The organism is Rugosimonospora africana (assembly GCF_016862975.1).
Classification (GTDB): Bacteria; Actinomycetota; Actinomycetes; order Mycobacteriales; family Micromonosporaceae; genus Rugosimonospora; species Rugosimonospora africana.
In genome coordinates, this window is record NZ_BONZ01000086.1 from 1 (window position 1) to 24,822 (window position 24,822).

The following is a 24,822-nucleotide window of genomic DNA, read 5'->3' on the forward strand; positions in this document are numbered from 1 at the left end:
CCACCGGCCAGAACACTAATACGCACGCTAAAACACACCGAAGCCGAACCAGTTCGAAGCCTCTTGGGTTTCGACGATCCTCGCTCCCGTTCGAGGATGTCGACCATTTATGTGCGCGTCATGATCCAGAAGCATGCTGCCGTCAGCCTGAAGGCGGTTGTGCGTGTGGGGTGGGCGCGGAGCGCAGAACCACCAGAGAGGGATTCATCTCCTCGCCACTTCGACGCGGCGCTGATGCCCACAAGGGAGAATTGGCCACAGCGTGACGAAGCGGCCGCGCGGGATTGCGGGCTGGCCGGACGCCGGCTGCCGGGAGCTCCGGCGTCCGCCGCGCCATCATGGCCTCGTCCGACCTGGCGAACCCGGTCTCAGTCGACGGCGTGGGTGAGGTCCATCGTCCAGTTGGTCCGCCAGGTTTCCCCGCCGTCGTAGGAGAACGCCTGCTGCCAGCGCGCGGTGTCCGGGCTCGGAGTGGTCCACTCGAATCGGATCCGCACCGCGTGGCCGCCCACGACGTCGTCGCAGAAGAACTGACCGCGGCCGTCGCTGAACGATCCCTCGACGGGCGGGTCGAGGTGGCCGGGTCGAGTGCTGGACGCCCACCAGATCCGCCAGACCCTGGCCTCGGGGTCGAACTGGCGGAGGGTGAAGCCTTCGAAGGTGTCGGTCCAGATCCGGTCGACGTGGCCGAGCCCGCCGAGGATCGGTTCGGCCTCGGCCGTCGCGTCGAACTCGGTCCACTCCTGGCACTCGGGGTCGGTGACGTCGACCAGCTTGCGGTTATGGACCCGCCAGCGGCCGAAGATGAAGTCGAAGTCGGAGCGTCCGTCGACGGGTGGGGCAGCGTTCACATCAGATCCTTAATCCTGGGTGGGCGCACACCATACGACGGGGCACCGACAATTCCGGCCGGTCAGACGCGCCCACGGTCCGAGTCTTATCCGACACGGGGCTTCGGTCCCCTGCGGCAGGCTTGACCAGACGCTGTGCCATCCGTGCTGGCTCGCGAGCGCACCGACCGCCCGGTCCACATCCGAATGTCGCCCAGCGGGGGATCGAGCCCTGGGATCGCGCCGGCCGGCGGCAATAGAATCTGCTCATGGGCCTTGTGAGCGCCGTCGACGACACGGTGGTCCACCGGAGTGGACGTGGCTGACTCGCGGCCGACCCAGCCGCCGGCACCCTTGTTCGAGGATGCTTGCCGGGACAGGTTGACGCCGTCGCGCCGGTACGCTGCGGGGGCGGGCGGCGTCCGCGGGATGCTGACCACGATTCTCGGCGAGTTCGCGCGCCGGACCGGGGATCCGACGCCATCGTCGGCGTTGATCGATGTGTTGGGTCGCTTCGGTGTGCCGGAGACGACCAGCCGGCAGGCTCTGCTGCGGGCCTCCAAGGACGGTTGGTTCGTCCCGGTGCGTTCGGGGCGGCAGACGCTGTGGCGGCTCACTCCGGCGTTCGAGCAGTTCCTGAACGGCGGCGAGGAGAAGATCTACGGCTTCACCGCGGCCCAGCCGGAGTGGGGCGGCCGCTGGCTGCTGGTGCTGGCGCGGGTCGCGGAGGACAACCGGGCGGGACGGCACCTGCTGGAGACGCGGTTGAGCTGGGCCGGGTTCGGAAACCCTTCGCCCGGGGTGTGGATCAGCACGTATCCCGAGCGGGCGAAGGACGCAGAGCAGGTGCTCAGGGATGCCGGGGTGCGCGGGGGCGCACAGATCTTCATCGCGGAGCACGTCGCTGGCGACGACCTGTCCACCCTGATCCGTCAGGCGTGGGATCTCGACGAGCTCGATCGGGGCTACCAGGCGTTCGTGGCGGAGTTCACCAGCCGTCCGTCGGACGATCCGCTGTTGCGGCTGGCGCTGCTCGTGCACGCCTGGCGCCGGTTCCGGCTCATCGACCCCACCCTGCCGAAGGAGCTGCTGCCCGCGGGCTGGAGCGGGATCCGCGCGGCGAAGCTCTTCCACCGGCAGCACGGCCGGTGGCGGCCCGCCGCGATGGCGGAGTGGCACAGGATCAGCGTGCTGACGAGCTGAACGGGAGGCGAACGTCCTCGTCGTACTGTCTCCGTGCCCGTTGAGGTTCGACGAACGTACGCACTAGCCGCGTCAGATTGTCGTGTTAGAATTTCGCATCGAGATTTGCCGATGGGTGCCGCGGCGAGCTTGGGAGCCATCGGCACGGACACCGTCGGCGGCACCCGGGCGTGCCTCTCGTGACCGCACCAGGCCGGCAGCTGCCGCATCGGTGTCGTCGTCCCAGGGCGCAACGACTCGACGGTGTCGACGGCCGCTGACCCGGTGGGTCGAACGTGACAGCCAACGAGGAGACATGACTACCCAATGACTGGGGAGGGATCATGCGTGTTCACATCCGCAGGGTCGTGACCGTTGTCTCGGTCGCGGCCCTCACGGCCGCAGCCGGCATGGCGACCGCTGCGGTCGCCATGACCGCCAACGCGGCGACCGCCGGCTGCAGGGTCACCTATTCGGTGTCGTCTCAGTGGCCGGGCGGCTTCGGCGCCAACGTGAGCGTGACCGACCTCGGAGACCCGCTCACCAGTTGGACACTGACCTGGTCGTTCGGCGCCGGCCAGCAGGTGACACAGGCGTGGAACGCCACGGTCACCCAGAGCGGGGCCCAGGCGACCGCCCGCAACGTCAGCTGGAACGGCAGCCTTGCCACCAACGGCAACACGAGCTTCGGGTTCAACGGCTCGTGGAACAACAGCAGCAACCCGGCGCCGGTCAACTTCGCGCTCAACGGCGTGGCCTGCAACGGCGGTACGGGTCAACCCAGCACGAGTCCGACCACCGGCCCGACGACGGGGCCCACGACAGGCCCCACCACGAGTCCGACCGGCGGCCCCCGCCCGGCCCACTCGATGGGCTTCATCGGCTGCTCGATGGCGGAGAACACCGCGCAGGGGTATGTCGCGGACGGCGGCACCCGGATGTGGGGCCCGTACGGGACCGGCGGCCTGGTCGTGCAGTCGTGGACCGACCCCAACTCCAGCGCCTGGCAGCTGTTCGATGGGCAGGTCGGCAGGTACGGCCGGCCGACCGCCGTGTGGGTGCAGATCTGCGTCTTCACCAACGGGGCCACCTACGACGAGGTAAAGCGGCTCATCGCCAATTCGCGCCAGCACGCGGCCTCCGGTGCGACGATCTACATCACCGGTCAGCCGCAGTACGACGCCGGTCACGTCTGCTCCCTTGCCGGCGCCAACGGTCCACAGTTGACAGACAGCCTTGCCAGGCAGGCGGCCGCTGACACCACGCAGAACGTCGTCTACTCCGGACAGTTCCACCTCGCCAACAGCGAGGTCGTCTCCGACGGCTGCCACGCCAACACGGCGGGCCAGTCGTCGCTCGGCCGGCAGGCCCTGGCGTTCTGGGGCTAGTTTCTCTCCCGGCAATCGATGCCGGGACACCACACCGGTGTCCCGGCATCCCACGATGCATGCCCAGGGCCACCCTCCCCACCCGCTTCCTGGCCGAGCCGCAACGGTTCGTCGAGCACCCGCTGTTAACGCTCACAGATTGCCTTTGAGTCGTCGGCGGCCAGCGAGCACGCCATCCGACTGGCGCAGAAGGCGCTGCGGACGCGAGGTCTCGACCCATGTCGCGTGCGCGCGGTCTGCGCGGCAAGCCGACCGTTACCGGTAACAGATCGGCCTCGATCGGCGTCTGTCGACGAAACTTTCGAACCCGTCCCGCGGTGCCGCCTTCGTCGTTCGGGCGACTTCGATGTTCTCGTTTGCGGGCGGACTGCGCTGGTTACAGGATGGATCGTGTTGACAGCATCGATGTCGGTGAGTAGATTTTCGGCCCAAGGCGCGGTTGGCAAGCTATCGAAAGTTTCGCTACCGTCGACGGCGGGCGCCTGCGCCGTCTGGTAGTCCAACCGAGTGGGCAGCGGTCGCTGTGGGCACGCGGCCGACCCGCCGGTCAGGTGGATTCACGGTCCGGGACGTGGCCCACCGCAGCCTCCGGTGTTACCGCTAACACGGATCGATCCGACTCCATCGCTGATGTTCCGGTGCGCCGGTCCACCCGCCGTCCCCGTGCATGCCGGGCCTCCTACCGAAAGGCGATTCCGCAGCCATGACGCATCCGACCTCACCTCGACGACGCCGATTACTGGCCATGGGAACTCCGGCCGTGGCGATTCTCGCCGTGGCCGCTGCGGCGCTGTTGATGCCGAGCCCCGCCCAGGCCGCCAGCACGCTCGGCGCTCAGGCCGCGGTCACCGGGCGATACTTCGGTACCGCCGTCGCGGCGAACAAGCTCAGTGACACGACGTACTCGACGATCCTCGATCGCGAGTTCAACATGATCACCCCCGAGAACGAAATGAAGTGGCAAACGACCGAGCCGTCCCGCGGTTCGTTCAACTTCGGCCCGGCAGACCAGATCGTCAGCCATGCGAACAGCCACGGCCAGCGGATGCGCGGCCACACTCTGGTCTGGCACTCTCAGCTGCCGAGCTGGGTCAGCGCCATCACCGACGCGAACACTCTGCGCTCGGTGATGGACAACCACATCACCCAGGAGATGACCCACTTCAAGGGCAAAATCTACGCGTGGGACGTGGTGAACGAGGCGTTCGCCGACGGGAGTACCCAGCACCGCAGCTCCGTGTTCCAGAACGTGCTGGGCAACGGGTTCATCGAGGAGGCGTTCCGTACCGCGCGCTCCGTCGACCCGGCGGCGAAGCTCTGCTACAACGACTACAACATCGAGAACTGGTCCGACGCCAAGACGCAGGGCGTCTACAGCATGGTCCGGGACTTCAAGTCGCGTGGCGTTCCCATCGACTGCGTCGGCTTCCAGTCCCACTTCGGCTCCGGCGGGCCGCCGTCGAGTTTCCAGACCACGCTGTCGAACTTCGCCGCGCTCGGCGTGGACGTGCAGCTCACCGAGCTGGACATCGCGCAGGCGTCGGGCACCGCGTACGCCAACACGGTCCGAGCCTGCATGAACGTCTCGCGCTGCACCGGCATCACCGTCTGGGGCATCCGCGACAGCGACTCCTGGCGCAGTGGTGACAGTCCGCTGCTGTTTGACAGCAGCGGGAACAAGAAATCCGCCTACAACTCCGTGCTGCAGGCACTGGGCAGCGGTACCCCGGCCAGCAACCCGCCGACGACCACCCCGCCCACCACGACACCGCCCACTACCAGGCCGCCGTCCAGTCCGCCGACCGGCGGCCGGTCCTGTTCCGCGACCTACTCCGTCACCGGCCAATGGCAGGGCGGATTCCAGGCGGCGGTGACCGTCACCGCCGGATCGTCGGCCATCAGCTCCTGGACCGTCACGTGGCAATTCGCCAACGGGCAGACCATCACCCAGGCATGGAACGCCACCATCACCTCCAGCGGATCGGCCGTCACCGCCCGCAACGTCAGCTACAACGGGTCGCTCGGCGCCGGCGCCAGCACCCAGTTCGGGTTCCTCGGCAGCTCGAACGGCACCAACAACACACCGTCGTTGACCTGCTCCGCGGGCTGAGAGGGGAGCGCCCATGCGACGGTTCGACTTCTCACCCCGGCCGCGGTTGCTGATCGCAGTCGCCGCCGCCGCGCTGGTACTCACGGGCGCTGGCGTGGCTCGAACCCCGCTCGCGTCGGCGGCCACCACCGGATGCCGGGTCGACTATGCGATCAGCGCGCAGTGGTCCGGTGGCTTCGGTGCCAATGTGACCGTCACCAACCTGGGGGACACCGTCAACGGCTGGCGGTTGACCTGGAACTTCGTCACCGGGCAGTCCGTCACCCAGGCATGGAACGCGACCGTTTCCCAGTCCGGTACGGCCGTGGTCGCGACCAACGTGTCGTACAACGCGACCATCGTCAGTGGTGGTACGGCGGCGTTCGGTTTCAACGGAGCGTGGAGCGGCAGCAATCCGGTACCGACCGCGTTCGCGCTCAACGGCACGGCCTGCACGGGCAGCGTGACCGGGACGTCCGGCCCGTCGACGTCGCCGTCGGTCCCGCCGACCTCGTCGTCGCCATCCGCGTCACCGTCCACGCCGGCATCCCGGCTGCCGTGTGACATCTACGCCGCGGGCGGCACGCCGTGCGTGGCCGCGCACAGCACGGTACGGGCGCTCTACGCCGCGTACCACGGCAACCTCTACCAGGTCCGTCGCTCCTCGGACAGCACCACCAGGAACATCGGTGTGCTGACCACGGGCGGGGCCGCCAACGCCAGCGCCCAGGACTCGTTCTGCTCCGGTACCTCATGCGTCATCACCGTCGTCTACGACCAGTCCGGGCACGGCAACGACCTCGCCTACCAAGGAACGGGTGGCGCCGGCGGCTCCGACACTCCGGCGAGCGCGACCAGCGAGTCGCTGACGGTCGGGGGCAGCAAAGCGTACTCGCTCTACATCAATCCGAAGAACAGCTACTGGCGCAACGGTTCCTCGTCGGGGGTGCCTACCGGCAGCGCGCCCGAGGGGGAGTACATGGTGACCAGCGGCACGCACGTCAACAGCGGCTGCTGCTTCGACTACGGCAACAGCGAAACCGACCGGAGGGCCGACGGCGCCGGCGCCATGGACGCCATCTACTTCGGCACGAGCTGCTGGTTCGGCGGATGCTCCGGATCCGGCCCCTGGGTGCAGGCAGACCTGGAATACGGCCTCTACCCCGGCGGCAGCCAGTCCTGGAACTCCAACCAGCGCGCGTTCACGAGCAAGTTCGTTACCGCGATGGTCAAGAACAACGGAACCTCACGGTTCGCCATCAAGGGCAGCAACGCACAGTCCGGCAGCCTGACAACCTTGTGGGACGGCGCGCTTCCCAGCGGGTACAGCCCGATGAAAAAGCAGGGCGCAATCGTGCTGGGCAGCGGCGGCGACTGCTGCAACGGCAACACCAACCAGAGCCTCGGAACCTTCTACGAGGGAGCAATCGTCTCGGGTTACCCGTCCGACGCCACCGACAACGCGGTACAGGCGAACATCGTCGCGGCCGGGTACCGGTGAGATCGCCCGCATCCGTCTACCAGGAGAGTGCTTCATGACCAGGTCCAGAGCTATCAATGTCGGTCTGATGGTGGCCGGCGTCGGGTTGCTGACGTCGGCGGCGGCTGTGGTGGCGTTGCCGGCTGGTGCCGCGACCGCGGGCTGTTCGGTGAAGTATGCCGTGTCGTCGCAGTGGCAGGGCGGATTCGGCGCCGATGTGTCGATAACGAATCTGGGCGATCCGTTGTCCAGTTGGACGTTGACGTGGTCGTTCGGCGCCGGGCAGACGGTGACGCAGGCGTGGAACACGTCGTTGACGCAGAGCGGTTCGGCAGTGACCGCGAAGAACGTGAGCTACAACGGTTCGGTCGCGACCAACGGTACGGTGTCGTTCGGTTTCAACGGGTCGTGGACGGGCAGCAATCCGGCGCCGACGAGCTTCGCCGTCAACGGTGTGACCTGTACCGGCAGCGCGGCACCGACGACCGCGCCGCCCACGTCCCCGACCGCGCCGCCCACGTCGCCGACCACGGAGCCCACGACGGCGCCGCCGACCGGCACGTGCACGCTTCCGTCGACGTACCGCTGGACGTCGACGGGTTCGCTGGCCACCCCGAAGTCGGGGTGGGTCTCGCTCAAGGACTTCACCAACGTCGTCTACAACGGCAGGCATCTCGTCTATGCGACGACGCACGACACGGGATCCGCGTGGGGCTCGATGAACTTCGGCACCTTCACGAACTGGTCCGACATGGCCTCGGCCGCCCAGAACAAGATGCCGTTCGCCACCGTCGCCCCGACCCTCTTCTACTTCGCCCCGAAGAACATCTGGGTACTCGCGTACCAGTGGGGTGCGACCGCCTTCTCCTACCGGACGGCGAGCGACCCCACCAACGTCAACGGATGGTCAGCGCAGCAGGCACTCTTCTCCGGAAGCATCTCCGGCTCCGGTACGGGACCCATCGACCAGACACTCATCGGTGACAGCACCAACATGTACCTGTTCTTCGCCGGGGACAACGGCAAGATCTACCGGGCCAGTATGCCCATCGGGAATTTCCCGGGCAGCTTCGGGGCGACCTCCACCGTGGTCATGAGCGACAGTACGAACAATCTGTTCGAAGGAGTCCAGGTCTACAAGGTCCAGGGCCAGAACCAGTACCTCATGCTCGTCGAGGCGATCGGCTCGCAGGGGCGCTACTTCCGCTCGTTCACGGCCACCAGCCTGGGCGGTTCGTGGACACCGCAGGCCGCGACCGAGAGCAATCCCTTCGCAGGCAAGGCCAACAGCGGCGCCACCTGGACCAACGACATCAGCCACGGCGACCTCGTTCGCAGCAACGCCGATCAGACCATGACCGTGGATCCGTGCAATCTGCAGCTGCTCTACCAGGGACGTTCACCCAGTTCCGGCGGCGACTACGGCCTCCTGCCCTACCGGCCGGGTGTGCTGACGCTGCAGCGCTAGACGCTCCTACAGCAAGGGCACGGGCAGAGAACGAAGGCGAGGGCGTCGACGTGGACGCCCTCGCTACGGCGCCGTCGGTGACGTCCTACTATTCGTGCTCACTGACGCGCGGTAATTCGTCCATCACGTTCAGGGCCTCTCCCGTGATGCCGGATGTCAGTGCGAAGGCGGCTTCAACGTGGGGATTGTTCCGGGCCGTTTCCTGCGTCATCCGCATGTGGTCGATCGAGTCCCACCGCCAGATGACGGCCCAGGTCTTCTCGTCGATCCTGCCGAGGCACGCTTCCCGCGGGCCGGGTGAGGTTGCTCGCAGAGCGGAAACCATGGCGGCGTGCCTGGCCTTCACTTCCGCACTGTCCGCCGGATCGATCGTGAAGTGCGTGATGCCGATGATGGGGCCGCCGCTCGCTTCGGATGTCATGGCAGCGACTGTGCGGGAAGCCACTCACAGATCGCTCACATCCGGCGCGAGGCACAGCTGCCGTCCTTGCCGGACCGACCTCTGCGCGGTGATCCTGTTGCCGCGGCGGGTAGGTTGGTTCGTGGTATGAGGATTGAGGTCCTGGGTCCGGTACAGGTGCGGGACGACGACGGTCGCGTTCTGCCGGTTGTTGGCGCCCGATTGCGGGCGTTGCTGGTTCGCCTGGCGTTGGAAGCGGGGCGAGTCGTCACCGTCGGGGCTCTGGTGGATGCGGTCTGGTCGGATGGTGGTCCCGCCGATCCCGGGCACGCGCTTCAAGCGCTGGTGTCGCGCCTGCGGGGTGTGCTGCCGAAGCCCGCGTCGCTGCGGGCCGCGCCGGGCGGGTACCGTCTCGAAGTCCCCGCGGAATCGGTGGACATGTGCCAGTTCGAACAGCTGGCACGGGAAGGGCGGCATGCTCTGCGGAGCGGCGATCACGGCTCCGCCGAGGAATGCCTGCGCGGCGCGTTGGCGCTGTGGCGCGCAGACCCGTTCCCCGGATTGGATGGCGCCGTCGTCTCGGCGCAAGCCGCTCGACTTGCCGAGCTTCGCCTGTCCGTGTTGGAGGATCAGCTCGAGGCGGAACTTCCGGTACGGGGAGCAGACCTGGTCGCGGATGCTGAAGCCCTCGCCGCCGCGAACCCGTTGCGCGAGAGGTGCCATGCTTTATTGATCAACGCGTTGCAGGCCGACGGACGAGGCGCGGAAGCGCTTGCCGCCTTTGAGCGCATGCGACAGCGGCTGGCTGACGAACTCGGTGTCGATCCCGGGCCCGAGCTGCGCCGGGCGCACCTGGCCGCGCTCCGGGCTGACTCGCCACGGCCGGGTGGGAACCTGAAGGCGCTGCTGGGCGGCCTGATCGGCCGTGAGGGCGAACAGCAGCAGATCGCCCGGCGGCTGGCCAGCGGACGGCTGGTCACGTTGATCGGCCCGGGTGGTGTCGGCAAGACTCGGCTGGCCATCGCGGTCGCTGGGCAGACGCCGACGCCGGGCGGTGTCTGGTTGGTGGAGCTGGCCGCGGCGGCCAAACCCGCCGACGTGGTACACGCCGTCGTCGCCGCACTCGACCTGCGGGAGACCGGCGTCCGGCATCAAGCTCCGGCGGCTCGACTGGCCGAAGCGCTCGGCGGGCGCGATGTCCTGCTGGTGTTGGACAACTGCGAACAGGTGGTGGACGCCGTCGCCCGTCTCGCGCACGAACTGTTGGGACGCTGCCCGCGATTGCGCATCCTGGCCACCAGCCGCGAGCCGTTGGGCGTCACCGGTGAGCTACTGGTCCCCGTACTGCCGCTCGACGTGGACACCGCCGTCCAGTTGTTCACCGAGCGTGCTCGGGCCGTCCGGCCAGGGTTTCTCGTCGACGAGGGCAACGCCGGACAGGTCGCCGAGGTGTGCCGGCGGCTGGACGGTCTGCCGTTGGCGATCGAGCTGTGCGCCGCACGGCTGCGAACCATGCCGCTGAGTACGGTGATGGAACGGTTGAACGACCGGTTCGCGTTGCTCGGTGAGGGCAGCCGCACGTCGATACCGCGGCATCAGACCCTCAGCGCTGTTGTGGCGTGGAGCTGGGATCTGCTCACCGGTGAGGAGCGCGCGGCGGCCCAGCGGTTGGCGGTGTTTCGCGGTGGCTTCACGGCGGAGGCGGCGCGGAGTCTGCAGGTGCACCCTGGCCCGCTGGTGGACAAGTCTTTGCTTCAGTTCGACGGCAGCCGGTATCGAATGCTGGAGACGGTCCGCGAGTATGTCCTGGGCGCGTCGCACGATGGTGAAGCGGCAAGAGACTTGCACGCCGCATACTTCCTCGAACTGGCCACGCGGGCGGCGCCGGGCCTGCGCGGCCAACAGCAGTTGTCGTGGCTGGACCAATTGAATCCCGAACGAGACAACTTCAACGCCGCACTCGAACACGCCTGTGCGGCCGGAGACGCCGACACCGCGACCCGGCTGGCCGCGGCACTCGGTCACTTCTGGGCCATTCACGGCGAGCACCTACTGGCCGCCGACCGGCTCCTGGCCGCCCTGCGGGTGCCGGGACCGTCCTGCGCCGACAGCAGAGCGGCGGCGACCGGCGCCTATCTGTTCCACGCCGTGCTCATCGCCGACTCCGCGCGGGTCAAGTCCGCCGGCGATGACCTGCAGGTGACCGATCCGCTGGCCGCGGCCCTGCTCGCCATCGCCAACGGCGACAACGCGGATGCACTGGCTGCCTTGACACCCGACCCCCGCGACGCCTGGAAGCGCGGAATGTTCGGGCTGGTGCGTTCCTTCGTCCATTTCAACGAGGGAGACTTCGCGGCAGCCCAACGCGACCTCCAGCACTCCGGCGACGGCTTCCGGGACGCCGGAGACCGGTGGGGCCTCGCCACCGCGCTGACCTACCTGGCGGTGGCCAGTGTCTGCGGTGGAGATGTCGAAGACGGTGGCCGCGCGATCGCGGAGGCGGTCAGCGTGGCCGGCGAACTCAGGTCCGACGGATACCAGCGGGTCTGGTCGGCGGTCATCCGCCTCGGCTGCGGAGACCTCGATCGCGCCCGTACCGAGCTGCTCGATCTCATCGACGTGGTGTCCGGCGTATCGGCCGCGATGGCCGGGCTGGCGCTGGCCGACCTCGCCCGGCACGCCGGCGACCTGGAGCAGGCCGAACACTGGCTGCAGCGGATGAGTAAGCGTGCCGACCCCGACGACGCCATGGTGCAGGCGATGGTGTGCGCCGGTCGGGGTCAACTCGCCCTGGACAAGGGCGCGTTGGAGGACGCCCGCAGCTGTCTGTGCCGGGCCTTCGTGCTGGGCCGCGACGCCCCCGACATGGGCATGGTTGCCGTGTCCGGCGTCGGGCTGGCCGCGCTGCGGTTGCGCCGGGCCGATCCGGAGACCGCCGCCGAGCTGCTGGGCGCCGTGTGGTGCTGGGGCACGTTGGCCTGCAGCCTCGACGCGGCCCGGCTGGCACGCGAGCTGCGGGCGTCGCTGGGCGAGCGCGCCTACACGCGGGCCTACGATCGGGGGCGTGGGCTCGATCGCGGTGGCGCGCTCGCCCTCATCGAGGCTCAGACCCGACGCCGGTAGACCGCGACCGACGCTGGCAGGAGGACGACGAGGAACCCCGCCGACCACAGCAGCGTCGCGGTCGCCGGTGCGGCGACCGGGCCCCCCAGCAGCAGCCCACGGACGGCTTCCACGGCCTGGGTGACCGGGTTGACGTCGATCCAGGTCCGTAGCCAGCCGGGCATCGTCGTCGCCGGTGCGACCATCGTCGTGCCGAAGGCGAGCGGAAAGATACCGAGGAATGCGATCGTCTGGACGATCGCCTCCTCCCTGATGGCGACGCCCGCCAGTACCGTCGCCCAGCTCAACGCGAACCCGAGAACGACCGCGAGGCCGCAGCCGGCCAACGTGGCGAGCACACCGGTCTCGACTCGGAAGCCCATCAGGAAGCCGACGACAAACAGCGTGGCCAGGGTCACCAGGTAGCGGGCGGAGTCAGCCAGCACAGATCCGAGCAGCGGTGCGGACCGGGCTATCGGCAGGCTGCGAAACCGGTCGAAGATTCCCTTCTTGATGTCGCGGTTGATGCTCAGGCCGGTAGCTGTCAGACCGGCGAGCACGGTCGTCATCACCAGGATTCCCGGAAACAGGTACCGCAGGTAATCGTGGCTGGATCCGGCGACCGCGCCGCCGAACAGATAGACGAACAGCAACAGGAACGTGATCGGCATGAGCAGCGTGTCAAGGAACAGGCCCGGGTTGCGCCGAACCTTGGTGAGATTGCGACCCGCAATCGCGAGAATCTGCCGCACTGTACGAACGCCGGCTGTCCGGGAGCTCATTCGGCCGCCTTCCTCTCGTCATCGCCGGTGCGGTGGTGACCGGTCAGGGCGAAATACACCTCATCCAGGCTGGGCAGGCGAAGGGACAGTTCGGCAACGTCCACGCCGGCCGCGTCCAGACCGAGCACCACATCGGTCAAGACCCGACCCGCATCGACGGCCACGGTCACCACGCCACCGCCGGACCGATCGGGCTCACGCCCCGACACGGCGCTCAACACCTTCGCCACGACGCCGGTCTGGGTCGGGTCGGCGGGCCGGACCGCGACGGTCTGGCCACCGCCAACCGACTGCTTGAGAACGGCGGGCGTGCCGGTGGCGATCACCCTGCCTTCGTCGAAGACGACGACCTCGTCGGCCAGCGCGTCGGCCTCCTCCAGGTACTGCGTCGTGAGCAGAACGCTTCGGCCATCGGCGGTCAGCGATCGAACGATACGCCACAGATCCTCGCGTCTGCCAGGATCGAGACCGGTGGTCGGCTCGTCGAGAAAGATGATCCGCGGGTCGCCGACCATGCTGGCCGCCAGGTCCAGCCGCCGGCGCATCCCCCCTGAGTAGGTGGACACCCGCCGCGCCGCGTGATCGGTGAGGCCGAACCGGTCCAGGAGCTCATCGGCCCTGCTGCCGACTGCCGAGCGAGGCATGTCGAGCAGCCGCGCGATCAGGACGAGATTCTCGCGGCCGGTGAGATCCTCATCCAGCGAGGCGTACTGGCCGGTGAGGCCGATCAGCCGCCGGATCTCGGCGGCGTGCCGGACGACATCGAGTCCACCGACCTCGGCCTCACCGGCGTCCGGGCGCAGCAGAGTGGCCAGGATCCGGATCGCGGTCGTCTTACCCGCACCGTTGGGCCCAAGAACGGCGAGCACAGTGCCGGGCCGTGCCGCCATGTCGATACCGGCCAGTGCGGTCGTCCGACCGAACCTCTTCACCAGGGCACTGGTCTGAAACGCATAATCCATGCCAGCAGGCTTGCGTCATCGCCTCACAGATCGGCCCCATCCGTTCCAGGACCTCGTCACGCCGATGTGAGCGATCTGTGAGCGGTCTCGCGGGCGGTTCCCGGGCCGTTCCCGGGCCAGCGACAGCGAGGCGAGTGCGGCCGGGGATCTCACCGGCCTGATTGTCAGGTCCCCACGGACCCGTCGGGGCGGGCGACGCGAAAACCGAGGTACGGGACGAGTGCCTCGGGCATCACGACCGAACCGTCCTCGCGCTGGTTGTTCTCCAGGATGGCGGCGAGAGTGCGGCCGATGGGCAGCCCCGAGCCATTGAGGGTGGCGACGAGGCCACGCCGGCCGTGCTTGTCACGCATCCGGATGCCGGCGCGGCGGGCCTGAAAGGTGCCGCAGTCGGAGCAGGAGGAAACCTCGCGGTAGCGGCCCTGACCGGGCAGCCAGACTTCGATGTCGTAGGTGACCTGAGCGGAGAAGCTCAGGTCGCCGGCCGCCAGGGTGACAACCCGGTACGGCAGGCCGAGTTCGGTCAGGCACGTCTCGGCGTGGCCGACCATCTTCTCCAGCTCCGCCCGGGACTGATCGGGGTGGCAGATGCGCACCATCTCGACCTTCGCGAACTGGTGTACGCGGATCAGCCCGCGGGTGTCCTTGCCGTAGGAGCCGGCCTCCGAACGGAAGCACGGGGTGTGGGCGGTGTACGCCAGCGGCAGCGTGTCGGCGTCGAGGATCTCGGTGGCGTGCAGGTTGGTCAGGGGTACCTCGGCGGTGGGGATCAGGTACAGGTCCCGCGTGCCGGTGCCCGTCTTGAACAGGTCCTCCTCGAACTTGGGCAGCTGCCCGGTGCCGGTCATCGTCTCTCGGGTGACCAGATACGGCACGGAGCATTCGGTGTAGTCGTGCCGGGTCGTGTGCAGATCGAGGAAGAACGCCGCGAGGCCGCGTTCGAGCCGGGCGCCGGCCCCGCGCGCGGCGGCGAACCGCGGGCCGGACAGCTTGGTCGCCCGGGCGAAGTCGAAGATACCCAGAGACTCGCCGAGGTCGACGTGGTCCTTGGGTTCGAAGGAAAAGGCCGGCGTGTCACCGTGCCGGCGTACCTCGACGGCGAACTCCTCGGAGTCGCCGTCCGGCACGGTGTCCAGTGGAAGGTTGGGTACCTCGAGCAGAAGCGGGCGAAGCCCAGCGTCGATCCGATCCTGCTCGGACTCCGCGCCCCGGATCTCATCCTTGATCTGCCTGGCCCGTTCCTTGAGCCCGTCAACGTCGCCGCCCCGTCGAGCGGTGACCTGAACCTCCTGGGCGACCCGCTTCGACTCCGCCCGCAGCTCGTTCGCCCGCTGGATCGTCGTGCTCCGCCGCGACACCAGATCCTCCAGTGTGGACAGATCCAGGGTGTAGCCGCGGCGAGCCAGCCGTCGGACGGCGTCAGCGCCCAGGTCCAGCAGGGCGCGGGGGTCATGCATGACGGGCCTCTTCCTCAACAGCGGTTGTCCGTGCGATCGGCGCGGCGTTTCGCGGACGAAGTTAGCAAGACCGGTGGCCGGTGTCGCCGGAGTTGAGGCCCGAGCGCTGGTGCGGCGGACGCGGATCGTCAGCGGGTCGGGCCGCCGGGCCAGGGTTGGCTGGGGAACGGCGCTGTCATGGCGGGGCCGGGCAGTGGGCCCGGCCGGGATGCGCGCAGGACCGCCATGGCGATGCCGCTGGCTGCGGCGGCGGCCAGTGCGACCGCGGCGACCGGCACACCGGCCAGGAACGCCCAGCGCCAGGTCGCCACATTCGTCAACACGCCGCTCACGACGGGTCCGAGCAGGAGAGCGACGCCGAGCGCGAGGGCGAGCGCCAGCCTGGCCTGGGTACGCCAGCGGCTCAGCTGACCGGACAGGGCGAAGGCGACGCCAACGATGACTCCGGCACCCGCCCCGGCGAGAAGCCGCCCAATGAGAATCAACGCCGTCGACTGCGCGAACACGCTGACCGCGTTCCCGAGGAGCATGAGTACCAACGCCGGCACCCCGGTCGCGGTCGGCCCCAGCCGCCCGAGCAGGTAGCCGGGCGCGACCAGGGCCACCGCCAGCACCGCGTACGGCGCGCCCACAAACACCATCACGGTCCCGATGGACAATCCCAGGTCACGCTGTATCGCCGTGGCCAGCGGTCCGATGGGCGCGGTCAGCAGTCCGGCGGCGAGCAGTGCACCAAGCGCCGGGCCGGCAAGCGACCAGAGCGGGCGAACCACCGGTGGTTGGGCCGGTACGGTGTATCCGGATGGAATCATCCGGCGAGTATACGTATCGACCGATTGCCCACGATCGTCATGAGCGCTCTCGACGAAGCCCCGGGTCGGCGACCGCGGGTACGATCTCGTCGTGGGCAATCGATTCACCGCGGACGGGTCACCGTACGACGCGGGCGGTGTCTATTTGTCGAACGGCGCGACCGACGTCTTCTACGACGTGCTCACCCTGGCTGGTTGCTCGCTGGCCGAGACGCCGTGGCAGCAGAATCTGGTGGTACGTTTCGCCGACGGGCACCGCCTCGGGTTGGGCTGCGACGGCTTCGACCTCGGCGATCTGCCGTGGACGACGGAGTGGCCGGGAGAGAAGACGTTCCTGCTCCGAGTCGTCGACCTGGCTGCCAGCCGCCACCGCTGGGATCTGCTTCGCTACGACCCGCCTGTCATCTCCGCTCAGCTCGCCGCGTTCGGTGGCATGGTGGCTGGGTTCACGCCGGTGCCGGTGAGAGCTTCGGCGTGGGGGGATTGGCGGAAGCCACCTCCGTCGGATCGGTTGTCCCGCTGCCCGTCGCATGACCTCTACGAGGGGGAGTTCGGCTGCCGCCTGTGCGAGCATGTGGCGGCATCATGCGGGTGATCGTTCTTGGCGGAACCTGGTTCGTCGGTCGGGCCATCGCCCACGCGTTGGTGGCAGCCGGACACATCCCCCTGCTCGTCCATCGAGGACGTGACGAACCGGCCGGTCTTCCCGACGTCGAGCATCTGCATCATGAGCGGGAGACCTGGCCGGACCGCCGGGCAGACTTCGCTTCCTTCGGGGCGGACGCGGTGATCGACGTGTCGGCGGGCAACGCCACGGGTGCACGAGCCGCACTGATGGCCTTGCCGCCGGGCGTCCGGCTGATCGCGCTGTCCAGCGTTGATGTGTACCGAGCCTACGAGGGGATGCTCAACCACCGGCAGACCGATGCCGTTCCACTGACCGAGGATTCCCCGCTCCGCACAGCCCGTTACGTGGACGGGCCGCACTGGGAAAACCTTGAGCTGGAGGAGCTTTACCTGACCGCTGGCGCGACGATCCTCCGCCTGGGCGCGGTCTACGGCGAACACGACTACCAGCACCGTTTCGAGCCGGTTCTTCGGCGGATTCGAGCAGGGCGGCCACGAGTTCCGGTCGGTACCGGCAGTTTTCTGTTCAGCCGGGTCTACGTCGGCGACGTCGCTCAAGCGGTACTCGCCGTTCTGGCGAGCGAGCGAGGCGGGGGAGAGTGTTTCAACATCGTAGAGGCACAGACAGCTCCCATGCGGCTGTTCTACGAACAGGTCATCGCGGCGGCGGGTGCCGACCTGGAACTCGTTCGGGTCAGCGACGACAGGTTGCCCGCCGACCTTCGTTCCGTTGGAGCCGTCGACCAGCACCTACTGGCCAGCGCGCAGAAGGCGCGCGAGGTCCTCGGATGGCGGGACTCCGACCGCGAGACGGCCATGCGACGATCGGTGCGGTGGCACCTGAACAACCCGCCGCTGGAATGGAGCGATGACTTCTCGCAGGACGACGCGGCCCTCCGCGCCGGGTAAGGAGCGACTCTTCAGGAGCACGCGGCGCCGTCGTGCTCTGCGCGCCTGGGGAAGGACTCGGCGATGACGGATCTGCGGGCGCTGATCGGGGAGCTGGCGTCGGCGCTGGCCGGCACCAGCGTGGCGGTGCTCCAGGCGCGGTACCACCGGGGCGGCAGCTCGCTCCACACGTTCGACGCCGCCGGGCGGCCAGCGTTCGCAGACACCGGCCTCGCTCTGCACGCTGCGCTGCCCGCGCTGGACGAGGCGCTCCGTCCGGCGGGGGAGGCCCGCCCACTCGTCGTCGAACTCGTCCGTGACGGGGCCGGACACGCCGAGCTGGGGTACACGTTCGATCTGCCCACCGTGGCACCGGCGCGGCTGATCCTCGATCCCGGTTACCGATCGCGCAGGCACTCGGCCTCGCCGTCGCCGGCACCGGCTGGCGTCGCCGTGACCGACCGGCCCACCCACCCACGGGTCCTCGCGACCGTCCGCGCCCTCGTCGCGGAGTTCGCGCACGAGTACGAGCGGAAGACGGGGCGCGCGCCCAGGCTCGGCGCCGGGCATTCAGAGAAAGACATCCGTGCCGCCGAGGCCGCCATGGGCCTGCGGCTGCCCGAGGACCTTCGGGCTCTGTACCGCACGGTGTCCAGCGACGAGGAGTACGGGCTGCTCGGGGCGGGAGCCCTGCTTCATCCGACCGTGTGGAGGTTGCGGCTGGCATCCGGCTCTCCGGTCGCGATCGGGACGCTGGCTGACTTGCCGGTCCTGTCTCACCTCGATCTGTCGGCGGCAGACGTGAAGGACTTGCGGCGGCTCACGGAACTGCCCGGCCTCCGGGTACTCGAGCTCAACCTGGCCCAGTGGCGGGAACTGCGGGAGTGCGGTGCTCTGCCGCCGAGGCTGGCCGCCGCGGCCCTGAACGGGTTCGCCGGGCTCAGGGAGGTCGACGAGTGGGCTGACTGGCTGCGTGAGGCCGCCGGGCAAGGGTGAGTGGGGCACGTCGAAGCGTCAGGTATTGGACTTGAAGATCCAGTAGTGGTTGGCGTTGCTGTCAGCCGGGTAGACCAGGGCGTAACCGTCGTCGGTGACCAGGAAAGGCACCGCTGTGTCAAAACCGTTCTGCGCCACCGTACCGGTCGTGAGGCTGAGCGCCAGTGTGGGAAGCGGGAGGCTGTTGTCGCCGTTGACGTACGCGTTGACGGAGTTGAGCCGCGTGGATCCGTAGACGGCGTCGCCCACGACCAGGATGGGCGTGAAGCCCTCTTGGGTCGCCGTTTGCTGCCACCGGATCTGGGCGTCGGCCTCGCTCAGCGCGATGCAGCCCAGGTCTGAGTCGGCCGGAAGTATCGGGAGTACGGCGGTGTTGGCCTGGGCGTTGTCGGCCCCTCGTGCGGATCCCGAGGAACTCCAGAAGTCGTGCGACACAGTGAGCGACGCCGTGACGCCCAACGCCTTCCCGGTGTGCAGGTCGTTCACGGACACGATCGCCTTGTCCGGATCAGATCCGGCGCTCCAGACCAGGACCAGACGCCCGGCGGTCGTGAACCGGACCGAGGGGTTGGGACTCGTCGCTCCGGCTGGCTTCACCGTGTCCGAGGTCCAGAGGGTGGACCGGGGATTCGTGAGGTCGTAGGCGGCCAGGCGGGACTGGGGTTCCGAACTGCCGGGTTCCGCCTCGGAGACCAACGCGACGTTGTCGACGATGGTCGGCAGTTGAGGATAGGCGTTCACATCGCCCACATCGACCGACAGGCGCAGGGTGCCGTCCGGCGCATAGATCGAGACCTTGGAGGTGGTCGCGTTCACCGGCCACCCGTCGACCGGCTTCCGGGACTGTGCGTCGGGCCAGCTCTCGTCCACCACCTTCTTCCCCGAGGCGACGAAGCCGAGTTCATGGTCGGTGGTCTGGGGCGGGTTCAGTCCGTCGGAGGCGCCGGTCGTGGTCTCGTGGAAATAGATGGCCGGTTGGCCGTTGAAGTCGCCGACCTGTGGTTGCTGTTCATCCCACAACGGGACCTCGACGCGGGCAAGCTGTCGGCCGGTGGACGCTTGGTAGAACACCACGGTCGCGGGCCTCTGCTGGTCACCGGTGCTCTTCGGGTCGGTGGCCTTCACAAAGACGAACGAGGTGCCGACCGCGTATGGCGTGTCGTCCTCGCCGCTGCCGCCCGTGTGTGCTGGAACGGCCGCAACCGGTTTGGCGTCAAGCCCCGGTAACGGGCTGCCCGTGTAGGCCGGGACAGAGGCCGTGGCACCCCCTGCCTTTCCAGAATCGGCCGGCGACGAATGGTCCGCCGATGGTTTGCTGTCACCGCAGCCCACCAGCGCCACCCCCGCGACGACAGCGACCACTCCCGCGGCGAAGTTGCTGGATCGGACTACCTGTGGCATAAGATTTCCCCATCTTTCCGTCGACCGCCTCGAGAACGTGACGATTCGCCACAGTAGCCCCCAGGTGAGCGTGCGCCCTGCCCGGGTTGTTCGGATACTTCGAGTTCCCAACGGGAACGGCGCGGCGTGTCAGTGCCCGCTCAGCCGAACCGCGGCGACCTCGGTGGCGGTCTCCGTGGCCGCGGCGACGGCATCGTCCAGGCGGACCGGCGGTGCACTCCGTGACCAGGCGAGTTGCACGACAGACTCTGGCGCGTCCCGCAACGACTTGAACGTCACCCCGCTGCGGGCCAGGTTGGAAAAGGATGCCGGCTGCGGTGAGACACCGATTCCGGCGCTGACCAGTCCGAGCTGGGTCTCGATGTCGGCGCCCTCCATCGCGGTCCTCGGCGAGAATCCGGCGGCCTGACAATAGCCGAGGACCTGGTCGTGGAAGAGCGGATTGGTCGCGCGCGGCCACAGGATGAACGCTTCGTCGCGCAGGTCGGCGCCGGTCAGCAGGGGTTTGGTAGCGAGGCGGTGACCGGCTGGCAGGGCGAGCATCATGGGTTCGGCGAACAGGTCGAACAGCGTCACGCCTGTGGCCGGATCCGCGCTGCGGACCACCCCGAGGTCGAGTTCGCCGGCGCGTAGCGCGGCCAGTTGCGGGGGCGTGTCCAACTGGGTCAGCTGTATCGCGAGTCCGGGCAGACGCTCGTACAGCCTGCGGACCAGGCCCGGCGTGACGCTGTTGAGGGCGGCGCCGATGGATCCGATCCGGAGGTGGCCGGTGCCGCCGGCCGCGATGGAGCGGCAGTGCGCGACCGCCCGCTCCAGTTCGACGAGTACCCGGCGGGCCTGCGGCACGAACGCCGCGCCCGCGGCCGTCAGCGTGACCTGCCGGCTGGTGCGCGCGAAAAGGGCAGCGCCGATCTGGCGCTCCAGCCGACGGATCTGGTGACTCAGCGCTGGTTGGGTCATCCCGAGCCGGTCGGCGGCGTGCCCGAAATGCAGGCGCTGCGCGACCTCGAGGAAGGAGGTCAAGAGGTCCGTGTCCACCGATGAAAATTATCAATCAAACCATCTTATTGTTTCATTGGACGCATGATCGCGAAGGCCAGTAGCGTGCAGCCAACCCATCACACCGTTGACGAGGAAGAGCGAGGCGAGGAATGCGGTACGCCCGGCTAGGTACGTCAGGCCTGAAGGTGTCGCGGATCGGGCTGGGCATGATGAGCTACGGCGACCCCGGTCTGGTGGCGTGGTGCCTGCCGCAGGAGGCGGCCGAACCGATCGTCCGACGTGCCGTCGACGCCGGGGTGACGTTCTTCGACACCGCCGACATGTACTCCGGCGGCGCCAGCGAGCAGATCACCGGACGGTTGCTCGGCAAATTCTTCGCCCAGCGCAGTGATTACGTGCTCGCGACGAAGCTCTACTACCCGATGGGGTCGGGGCCCAACGATCGCGGGTTGTCCCGCAAACACATCATGGACGCCGTCGACGCTTCGTTGCGGCGGCTGGGCACCGACTACATCGACCTGTACCAGGTGCACCGCTGGGATCCGGAGACACCGATCGAGGAGACCATGGCGGCGCTGGACGACGTCGTCCGGGCGGGCAAGGTGCGTTATCTCGGCGCGTCTCTGATGCATACCTGGCAGTTCGCGAAGGCACAGTACACGGCGCGGGCGGGTGGCTGGAGCGGGTTCGTGTCGATGCAAACTCGCTACAACCTCGCCTATCGCGAGGAGGAGCGGGAGATGATTCCGTGCTGTCTGGACCAGGGGGTGGGTCTGCTGCCGTACAGCCCGCTGGCCCGGGGCCTGCTCGCGGGTACCCGTGAACGCGACGGCGTTCGGCACACCCCCCGGGCGATGGCCGAACAGGCCGCCGGCTCACGACAGGACGACAATGACTTCGATGTCGTGGACGCGCTGCGGTCCGTGGCCGCCGGTCATGGCCTGCCGCCCGCGCGGGTGGCGCTGGCCTGGCTGCTGGGCAAGTCATCGGTGAGCGCCCCGATCGTTGGCGCGACCAAACCCGGCCACCTCGACGACGCTGTCGCCGCCGTGGACCTCACCCTTCGCGACGAGGACGTCGCCACGCTCGAGGCTCCCTACCGACCCCGGGCGCCGTACGGCTACTCATAGCTCGCTCGGCCCGAACCACTGGCCTGCCGCCGCGTGCAGGCCGTCGTGCGGTACCTCGGGCAGCAATTGGAAGAATTTCCACGCGTACCCGTAGGGATCTTCGACCTCGACGTAGCGCTCGCCCCATGGCGCGTCGAGCGGGCCTGCCCCGATCACGCATCCCGCGGCCCGACAGCGCTGGGCCGCCTCATCGACGTCGTCCACCTCGATACCGATGACCACGCCAAGACCGCGTGGTCCCACCCTCGTGTGACGCTCCCGGACGCTGTCGGTGAACGGGATGCCCACCAACGCATCGACCAACAGCTGTAACGGGCCCCGGCGAAGGATCGCCATCATCGCCCGGCCGTCCCGACCAGGCACGACCCCCACCGGGACGAACCCAAAGCTCTCGTACAACGCCGCAGCCGTGCCCACGTCATCGACCCGCAACGCCACCCGTACCGGAGGTTCACCACTCACGTCCCGACGCTAGCGAAACGCGTCCCTCCGGCTCTACCGTCCCGACCAGTACGGGTCGCGGCCGATGAAGCCCAGCAGCTGGGCCTGCGCATCGGCATCGGCCGGTACCTCGACCCGTGGGCCGTACTGGCCAGAGGAGCGCAGTACCTCTTCCATCTGCCGCATCCCGTCGAGGAGTTGGGCGCAGAAAACCGAATCCAGGCGATCGTCCTGGCCGGTGGCCCTGGCCAGATCCCAGGTGTGCATGAACACATCGGTGGTGTAGAACTGGTCGATCGCGGCATCCAGGGGCAGGGTGCCGATGTGTGGGTTGGCGAGTTTCCGGTGTGCCGTCTCCGGATCGTCCAGCATCGCCTGCACGCCGTCGCGGTGAACCTGCCACGCGGCGATGGGGTCCTCGTCGACCGACGGTCCCCGGGGCAGGTCGATGCCGGCACCGGCGGCGAGAAACCCGGGGAGCCAGTCGGTCAGGTGCCGTACGACGTCGCGGGCGGTCCAGCCGGCGACCGGGGACGGTGCGTCCCAGGATCGGGCGCCGCGGACCCGGTCGGTGAAGAGTCCGGCAACGTGGCGGTGTCGTTCGGCTGGGCGATCGGGCAGTGCCATCAAGACGATCCTTTCGGTTCAATGTTCGCGGGACTGCTTCGCGTCGACGCGTCAGTCGTCGGTCGAAGGCTTCGACCCGGGCGGGATTTCCTGCAGCGGCCAGGCGTTGCCGTCTGGCGACGGGACCGGCTCCAGCCCGGCCAGATAGGCGTCCAGGCGGGTGTAGCTGGCATCCATGCCGTCCCGCATTCCGGTGCGTACGGCGGCATCGCGGACGGCTGGCGAAGGGTACCGGACGGTGGTGGTGATGGTGGTGCGGCCGTCACGCTCGTGGAAGGTGACCGTGTTGCGCGTCGGCGGCAGGTCCCCGCTTAACACCTCCGTGCTGACCAGCCGGTCGGGGCGGACGATCTCCTCGTAGGTGCCCGCGATCGTCAGCTCCGCACCGTCGCTGGCGCGCCACACGTAGCGGTACGCGCCGCCGGGCCGCAGGTCGATCTCGCACACCGGCATCGTCCAGCCGGACGGGCCGAGCATCCAGTTGGGCACGTGCTCGGGCTTGGTGTGCAGGTCGAACACCAATTGCTTCGGCGCGGCGACGACCCGGGTGATCCGGACCTCTCTGTCGCTGGGCAGGTCGAAAGTGGTGACGCCCAGCCCACCCAGCTCATCCGTCCCGTGCATCGAGCGGTCCCTCCGTCGGTTCCCCGGCTGCGGTGGCCTCCGCCGTACCGTCTTGGATCATTTGCAGGTAAGCGTCGAGCCGTGCGTAGCTGTCGTCCCAGAATCGCCGGTACTCCTCGGTGAACGCGGCGACCTCCTGCAGCGGGCCCGCCTCCAGGCGGCACGGCCGCCACTGCGCCGCGCGCCCCCGTGAGATGAGCCCGGCGTGCTCCAGCACGCGCAGGTGCTTGGAGATCGCCGGTCCCGTCATGGCGAACGGTGCGGACAGTTCTTTGACACTCGCCTCTCCCTTCGCGAGCCGAGCCAGGATCGCCCGCCGGGTCGGGTCGGCGAGTGCGGCAAAGGTCGCACTGAGCCTGTCTGTAGTGACCACATGCTACCTAACCAACTGGTTACCTAACCTTGTGGTTACCTAACCAGTCGACAAGAGCATCTGTCAACCCGACTCGCGTGGTCGGATGGTCGGCCGGACCGTGGAGACATCGCTCGCGATATCCGGCATGCTGAGGGAATGACTGAGGCACCCAAGGGTCGTTCCGCCCTGTCCGGCGGCACGGTGGCCGCTTCACCGCCGGTGATCTCCGTGATGGTGATCGTCCCCGACGCGGACGCCGCGGTCGCCTGGTACAAGGCCGCACTGGGCGCGACGGAGCTGTGGGACCTCGGCGGCGTGGCCGGCCTCGAGATCGGTGGCGCCGCCTTCTTCCTCCACGAGGTCAATCCCGATAACCCCGCGGAGACCAGTCCCGGCCAGGCCGGGGTCACGAGCATCCGCATCGAGGTGTTCGTCGACAACCCCGACGACTTCATCGCGCGCGCCGTCGCCGCGGGCGCCACCGCCGGAGCGGCGATCGAGGATCATCGCGCGCCGTGGGGGACGCACCGTCAAGGTGGCTTCGTGGACCCGTTCGGTCACCGGTGGTCGGTAGGCGACAGGTCACCCCTGGGTCGGTTCCCGCGCTGATCGGGCCGCTGACCGCGGCGCGGGTGGGTTGAGGGCCGTGGCGCTTGCCGGCCGCTGACATATCGTCGGCGTATCGAAAACCATATACGTGCCGGTAACACCGCGCCGCCTTGACTGTATGCGTGACCTATAGCGAACCAGCACGAGCAGCGGCTCGCCGCACCCTATCG

The 24,822-nt window shown here is 68.4% G+C and carries 23 protein-coding genes; 11 read left to right on the top strand and 12 right to left on the bottom strand.

What is annotated here, in order from left to right; genetic code table 11:
- Positions 1–368: 368 nt before the first annotated feature.
- Positions 369–851 carry a hypothetical protein gene (locus tag Raf01_RS39780; protein WP_203923294.1) on the bottom strand — a complete coding sequence of 161 codons (483 nt, stop codon included), beginning with the start codon at positions 849–851 and terminating at the stop codon, positions 369–371.
- Positions 852–1,148: 297 nt separating this feature from the next.
- On the opposite strand from Raf01_RS39780, the gene Raf01_RS39785 reads away from it, so the two are divergent.
- From Raf01_RS39785 to Raf01_RS39805, 5 genes are all read left to right on the top strand, one after another.
- Positions 1,149–2,033: a PaaX family transcriptional regulator gene (locus Raf01_RS39785; RefSeq protein ID WP_203923295.1), complete on the top strand. Its 885-nt coding sequence runs from the start codon at positions 1,149–1,151 to the stop codon at positions 2,031–2,033.
- A 323-nt stretch (positions 2,034–2,356) separates the two neighbouring features.
- On the top strand, positions 2,357–3,400 hold the full coding sequence (locus Raf01_RS51040) for a cellulose-binding domain-containing protein (RefSeq protein ID WP_203923296.1): 1,044 nt from the start codon (positions 2,357–2,359) through the stop codon (positions 3,398–3,400).
- A 745-nt stretch (positions 3,401–4,145) separates the two neighbouring features.
- Positions 4,146–5,510, top strand: a complete 1,365-nt coding sequence (locus tag Raf01_RS39795; RefSeq protein ID WP_239134328.1) for a glycoside hydrolase family 10 protein — start codon at positions 4,146–4,148, stop codon at positions 5,508–5,510.
- A gap of 13 nt (positions 5,511–5,523) precedes the next feature.
- On the top strand, positions 5,524–6,990 hold the full coding sequence (locus tag Raf01_RS39800; protein WP_203923298.1) for an arabinofuranosidase catalytic domain-containing protein: 1,467 nt from the start codon (positions 5,524–5,526) through the stop codon (positions 6,988–6,990).
- A gap of 34 nt (positions 6,991–7,024) precedes the next feature.
- Complete coding sequence (locus Raf01_RS39805) at positions 7,025–8,437, top strand: non-reducing end alpha-L-arabinofuranosidase family hydrolase (RefSeq protein WP_203923299.1); 1,413 nt, start codon at positions 7,025–7,027, stop codon at positions 8,435–8,437.
- An 88-nt stretch (positions 8,438–8,525) separates the two neighbouring features.
- On the opposite strand, the gene Raf01_RS39810 is transcribed toward Raf01_RS39805, so the two are convergent.
- On the bottom strand, positions 8,526–8,858 hold the full coding sequence (locus tag Raf01_RS39810; protein WP_203923300.1) for a hypothetical protein: 333 nt from the start codon (positions 8,856–8,858) through the stop codon (positions 8,526–8,528).
- 126 nt (positions 8,859–8,984) lie between these two features.
- Here Raf01_RS39810 and Raf01_RS39815 point away from each other — a divergent pair, with 126 nt between their 5' ends.
- Positions 8,985–11,960: an AfsR/SARP family transcriptional regulator gene (locus Raf01_RS39815; protein WP_203923301.1), complete on the top strand. Its 2,976-nt coding sequence runs from the start codon at positions 8,985–8,987 to the stop codon at positions 11,958–11,960.
- On the opposite strand, the gene Raf01_RS39820 is transcribed toward Raf01_RS39815, so the two are convergent.
- The 4 genes from Raf01_RS39820 to Raf01_RS39835 form a co-directional block, all read right to left on the bottom strand.
- Entirely contained in the window at positions 11,942–12,691 is a 750-nt protein-coding gene (locus Raf01_RS39820) for an ABC transporter permease (protein ID WP_203923302.1), read from the bottom strand. The genes Raf01_RS39815 and Raf01_RS39820 overlap by 19 nt on opposite strands.
- Positions 12,692–12,717: 26 nt before the next feature.
- On the bottom strand, positions 12,718–13,683 hold the full coding sequence (locus tag Raf01_RS39825; protein ID WP_203923303.1) for an ATP-binding cassette domain-containing protein: 966 nt from the start codon (positions 13,681–13,683) through the stop codon (positions 12,718–12,720).
- 164 nt (positions 13,684–13,847) lie between these two features.
- Complete coding sequence (gene serS, locus Raf01_RS39830) at positions 13,848–15,140, bottom strand: serine--tRNA ligase (protein WP_203923304.1); 1,293 nt, start codon at positions 15,138–15,140, stop codon at positions 13,848–13,850.
- 128 nt (positions 15,141–15,268) lie between these two features.
- Entirely contained in the window at positions 15,269–15,952 is a 684-nt protein-coding gene (locus Raf01_RS39835; protein WP_203923305.1) for an MFS transporter, read from the bottom strand.
- Between the two features lie 91 nt (positions 15,953–16,043).
- On the opposite strand from Raf01_RS39835, the gene Raf01_RS39840 reads away from it, so the two are divergent.
- The 3 genes from Raf01_RS39840 (at position 16,044) to Raf01_RS39850 (ending at position 18,463) form a co-directional block, all read left to right on the top strand.
- The gene (locus Raf01_RS39840; RefSeq protein ID WP_203923306.1) at positions 16,044–16,547 is read left to right on the top strand and encodes a hypothetical protein; all 504 of its coding nucleotides are present in this window, start codon (positions 16,044–16,046) and stop codon (positions 16,545–16,547) included.
- Complete coding sequence (locus Raf01_RS39845) at positions 16,538–17,488, top strand: NAD-dependent epimerase/dehydratase family protein (protein WP_203923307.1); 951 nt, start codon at positions 16,538–16,540, stop codon at positions 17,486–17,488. Before Raf01_RS39840 ends, Raf01_RS39845 begins: the two co-directional genes overlap by 10 nt.
- Before the next feature lie 63 nt (positions 17,489–17,551).
- On the top strand, positions 17,552–18,463 hold the full coding sequence (locus Raf01_RS39850; protein ID WP_203923308.1) for an SMI1/KNR4 family protein: 912 nt from the start codon (positions 17,552–17,554) through the stop codon (positions 18,461–18,463).
- Between the two features lie 18 nt (positions 18,464–18,481).
- Here Raf01_RS39850 and Raf01_RS39855 read toward each other — a convergent pair whose 3' ends face one another.
- Positions 18,482–19,864 carry a hypothetical protein gene (locus tag Raf01_RS39855; RefSeq protein ID WP_203923309.1) on the bottom strand — a complete coding sequence of 461 codons (1,383 nt, stop codon included), beginning with the start codon at positions 19,862–19,864 and terminating at the stop codon, positions 18,482–18,484.
- Between the two features lie 129 nt (positions 19,865–19,993).
- Positions 19,994–20,902, bottom strand: a complete 909-nt coding sequence (locus Raf01_RS39860) for a LysR substrate-binding domain-containing protein (protein WP_203923310.1) — start codon at positions 20,900–20,902, stop codon at positions 19,994–19,996.
- 113 nt (positions 20,903–21,015) lie between these two features.
- Here Raf01_RS39860 and Raf01_RS39865 point away from each other — a divergent pair, with 113 nt between their 5' ends.
- Positions 21,016–21,996 (top strand): aldo/keto reductase, encoded by a 981-nt coding sequence (locus Raf01_RS39865; protein ID WP_203923311.1) that lies wholly within the window; start codon positions 21,016–21,018, stop codon positions 21,994–21,996.
- On the opposite strand, the gene Raf01_RS39870 is transcribed toward Raf01_RS39865, so the two are convergent.
- The 4 genes from Raf01_RS39870 to Raf01_RS39885 are packed head-to-tail and all read right to left on the bottom strand — an operon-like array spanning position 21,991 to position 24,061.
- On the bottom strand, positions 21,991–22,458 hold the full coding sequence (locus tag Raf01_RS39870) for a VOC family protein (RefSeq protein WP_203923312.1): 468 nt from the start codon (positions 22,456–22,458) through the stop codon (positions 21,991–21,993). The genes Raf01_RS39865 and Raf01_RS39870 overlap by 6 nt on opposite strands.
- Before the next feature lie 33 nt (positions 22,459–22,491).
- On the bottom strand, positions 22,492–23,064 hold the full coding sequence (locus tag Raf01_RS39875) for a TIGR03086 family metal-binding protein (protein ID WP_203923313.1): 573 nt from the start codon (positions 23,062–23,064) through the stop codon (positions 22,492–22,494).
- Between the two features lie 51 nt (positions 23,065–23,115).
- A complete protein-coding gene (locus Raf01_RS39880) occupies positions 23,116–23,688 on the bottom strand; it encodes an SRPBCC family protein (protein ID WP_203923314.1) in 573 nt (190 codons plus the stop codon).
- Complete coding sequence (locus tag Raf01_RS39885; protein WP_203923315.1) at positions 23,672–24,061, bottom strand: ArsR/SmtB family transcription factor; 390 nt, start codon at positions 24,059–24,061, stop codon at positions 23,672–23,674. The genes Raf01_RS39880 and Raf01_RS39885 overlap by 17 nt, the downstream gene beginning before the upstream one ends.
- A 138-nt stretch (positions 24,062–24,199) precedes the next feature.
- Between Raf01_RS39885 and Raf01_RS39890 the strand changes: the two genes are divergently transcribed.
- Positions 24,200–24,652 carry a VOC family protein gene (locus Raf01_RS39890; RefSeq protein WP_203923316.1) on the top strand — a complete coding sequence of 151 codons (453 nt, stop codon included), beginning with the start codon at positions 24,200–24,202 and terminating at the stop codon, positions 24,650–24,652.
- Positions 24,653–24,822 lie beyond the last annotated feature (170 nt).

Bases quoted from the DNA above. Each gene is read 5' to 3' on its own strand.
- Raf01_RS51040 (WP_203923296.1), top strand. From the start codon at position 2,357: ATGCGTGTTCACATCCGCAGGGTCGTGACCGTTGTCTCGGTCGCGGCC.
- Raf01_RS39795 (WP_239134328.1), top strand. From the start codon at position 4,146: ATGGGAACTCCGGCCGTGGCGATTCTCGCCGTGGCCGCTGCGGCGCTG.
- Raf01_RS39800 (WP_203923298.1), top strand. From the start codon at position 5,524: ATGCGACGGTTCGACTTCTCACCCCGGCCGCGGTTGCTGATCGCAGTC.
- Raf01_RS39805 (WP_203923299.1), top strand. From the start codon at position 7,025: ATGACCAGGTCCAGAGCTATCAATGTCGGTCTGATGGTGGCCGGCGTC.
- Raf01_RS39810 (WP_203923300.1), bottom strand. From the start codon at position 8,858: ATGACATCCGAAGCGAGCGGCGGCCCCATCATCGGCATCACGCACTTC.
- Raf01_RS39815 (WP_203923301.1), top strand. From the start codon at position 8,985: ATGAGGATTGAGGTCCTGGGTCCGGTACAGGTGCGGGACGACGACGGT.
- Raf01_RS39825 (WP_203923303.1), bottom strand. From the start codon at position 13,683: ATGGATTATGCGTTTCAGACCAGTGCCCTGGTGAAGAGGTTCGGTCGG.
- serS (WP_203923304.1), bottom strand. From the start codon at position 15,140: ATGCATGACCCCCGCGCCCTGCTGGACCTGGGCGCTGACGCCGTCCGA.
- Raf01_RS39835 (WP_203923305.1), bottom strand. From the start codon at position 15,952: ATGATTCCATCCGGATACACCGTACCGGCCCAACCACCGGTGGTTCGC.
- Raf01_RS39845 (WP_203923307.1), top strand. From the start codon at position 16,538: ATGCGGGTGATCGTTCTTGGCGGAACCTGGTTCGTCGGTCGGGCCATC.
- Raf01_RS39850 (WP_203923308.1), top strand. From the start codon at position 17,552: ATGACGGATCTGCGGGCGCTGATCGGGGAGCTGGCGTCGGCGCTGGCC.
- Raf01_RS39855 (WP_203923309.1), bottom strand. From the start codon at position 19,864: ATGCCACAGGTAGTCCGATCCAGCAACTTCGCCGCGGGAGTGGTCGCT.
- Raf01_RS39865 (WP_203923311.1), top strand. From the start codon at position 21,016: ATGCGGTACGCCCGGCTAGGTACGTCAGGCCTGAAGGTGTCGCGGATC.
- Raf01_RS39875 (WP_203923313.1), bottom strand. From the start codon at position 23,064: ATGGCACTGCCCGATCGCCCAGCCGAACGACACCGCCACGTTGCCGGA.
- Raf01_RS39880 (WP_203923314.1), bottom strand. From the start codon at position 23,688: ATGCACGGGACGGATGAGCTGGGTGGGCTGGGCGTCACCACTTTCGAC.
- Raf01_RS39890 (WP_203923316.1), top strand. From the start codon at position 24,200: ATGACTGAGGCACCCAAGGGTCGTTCCGCCCTGTCCGGCGGCACGGTG.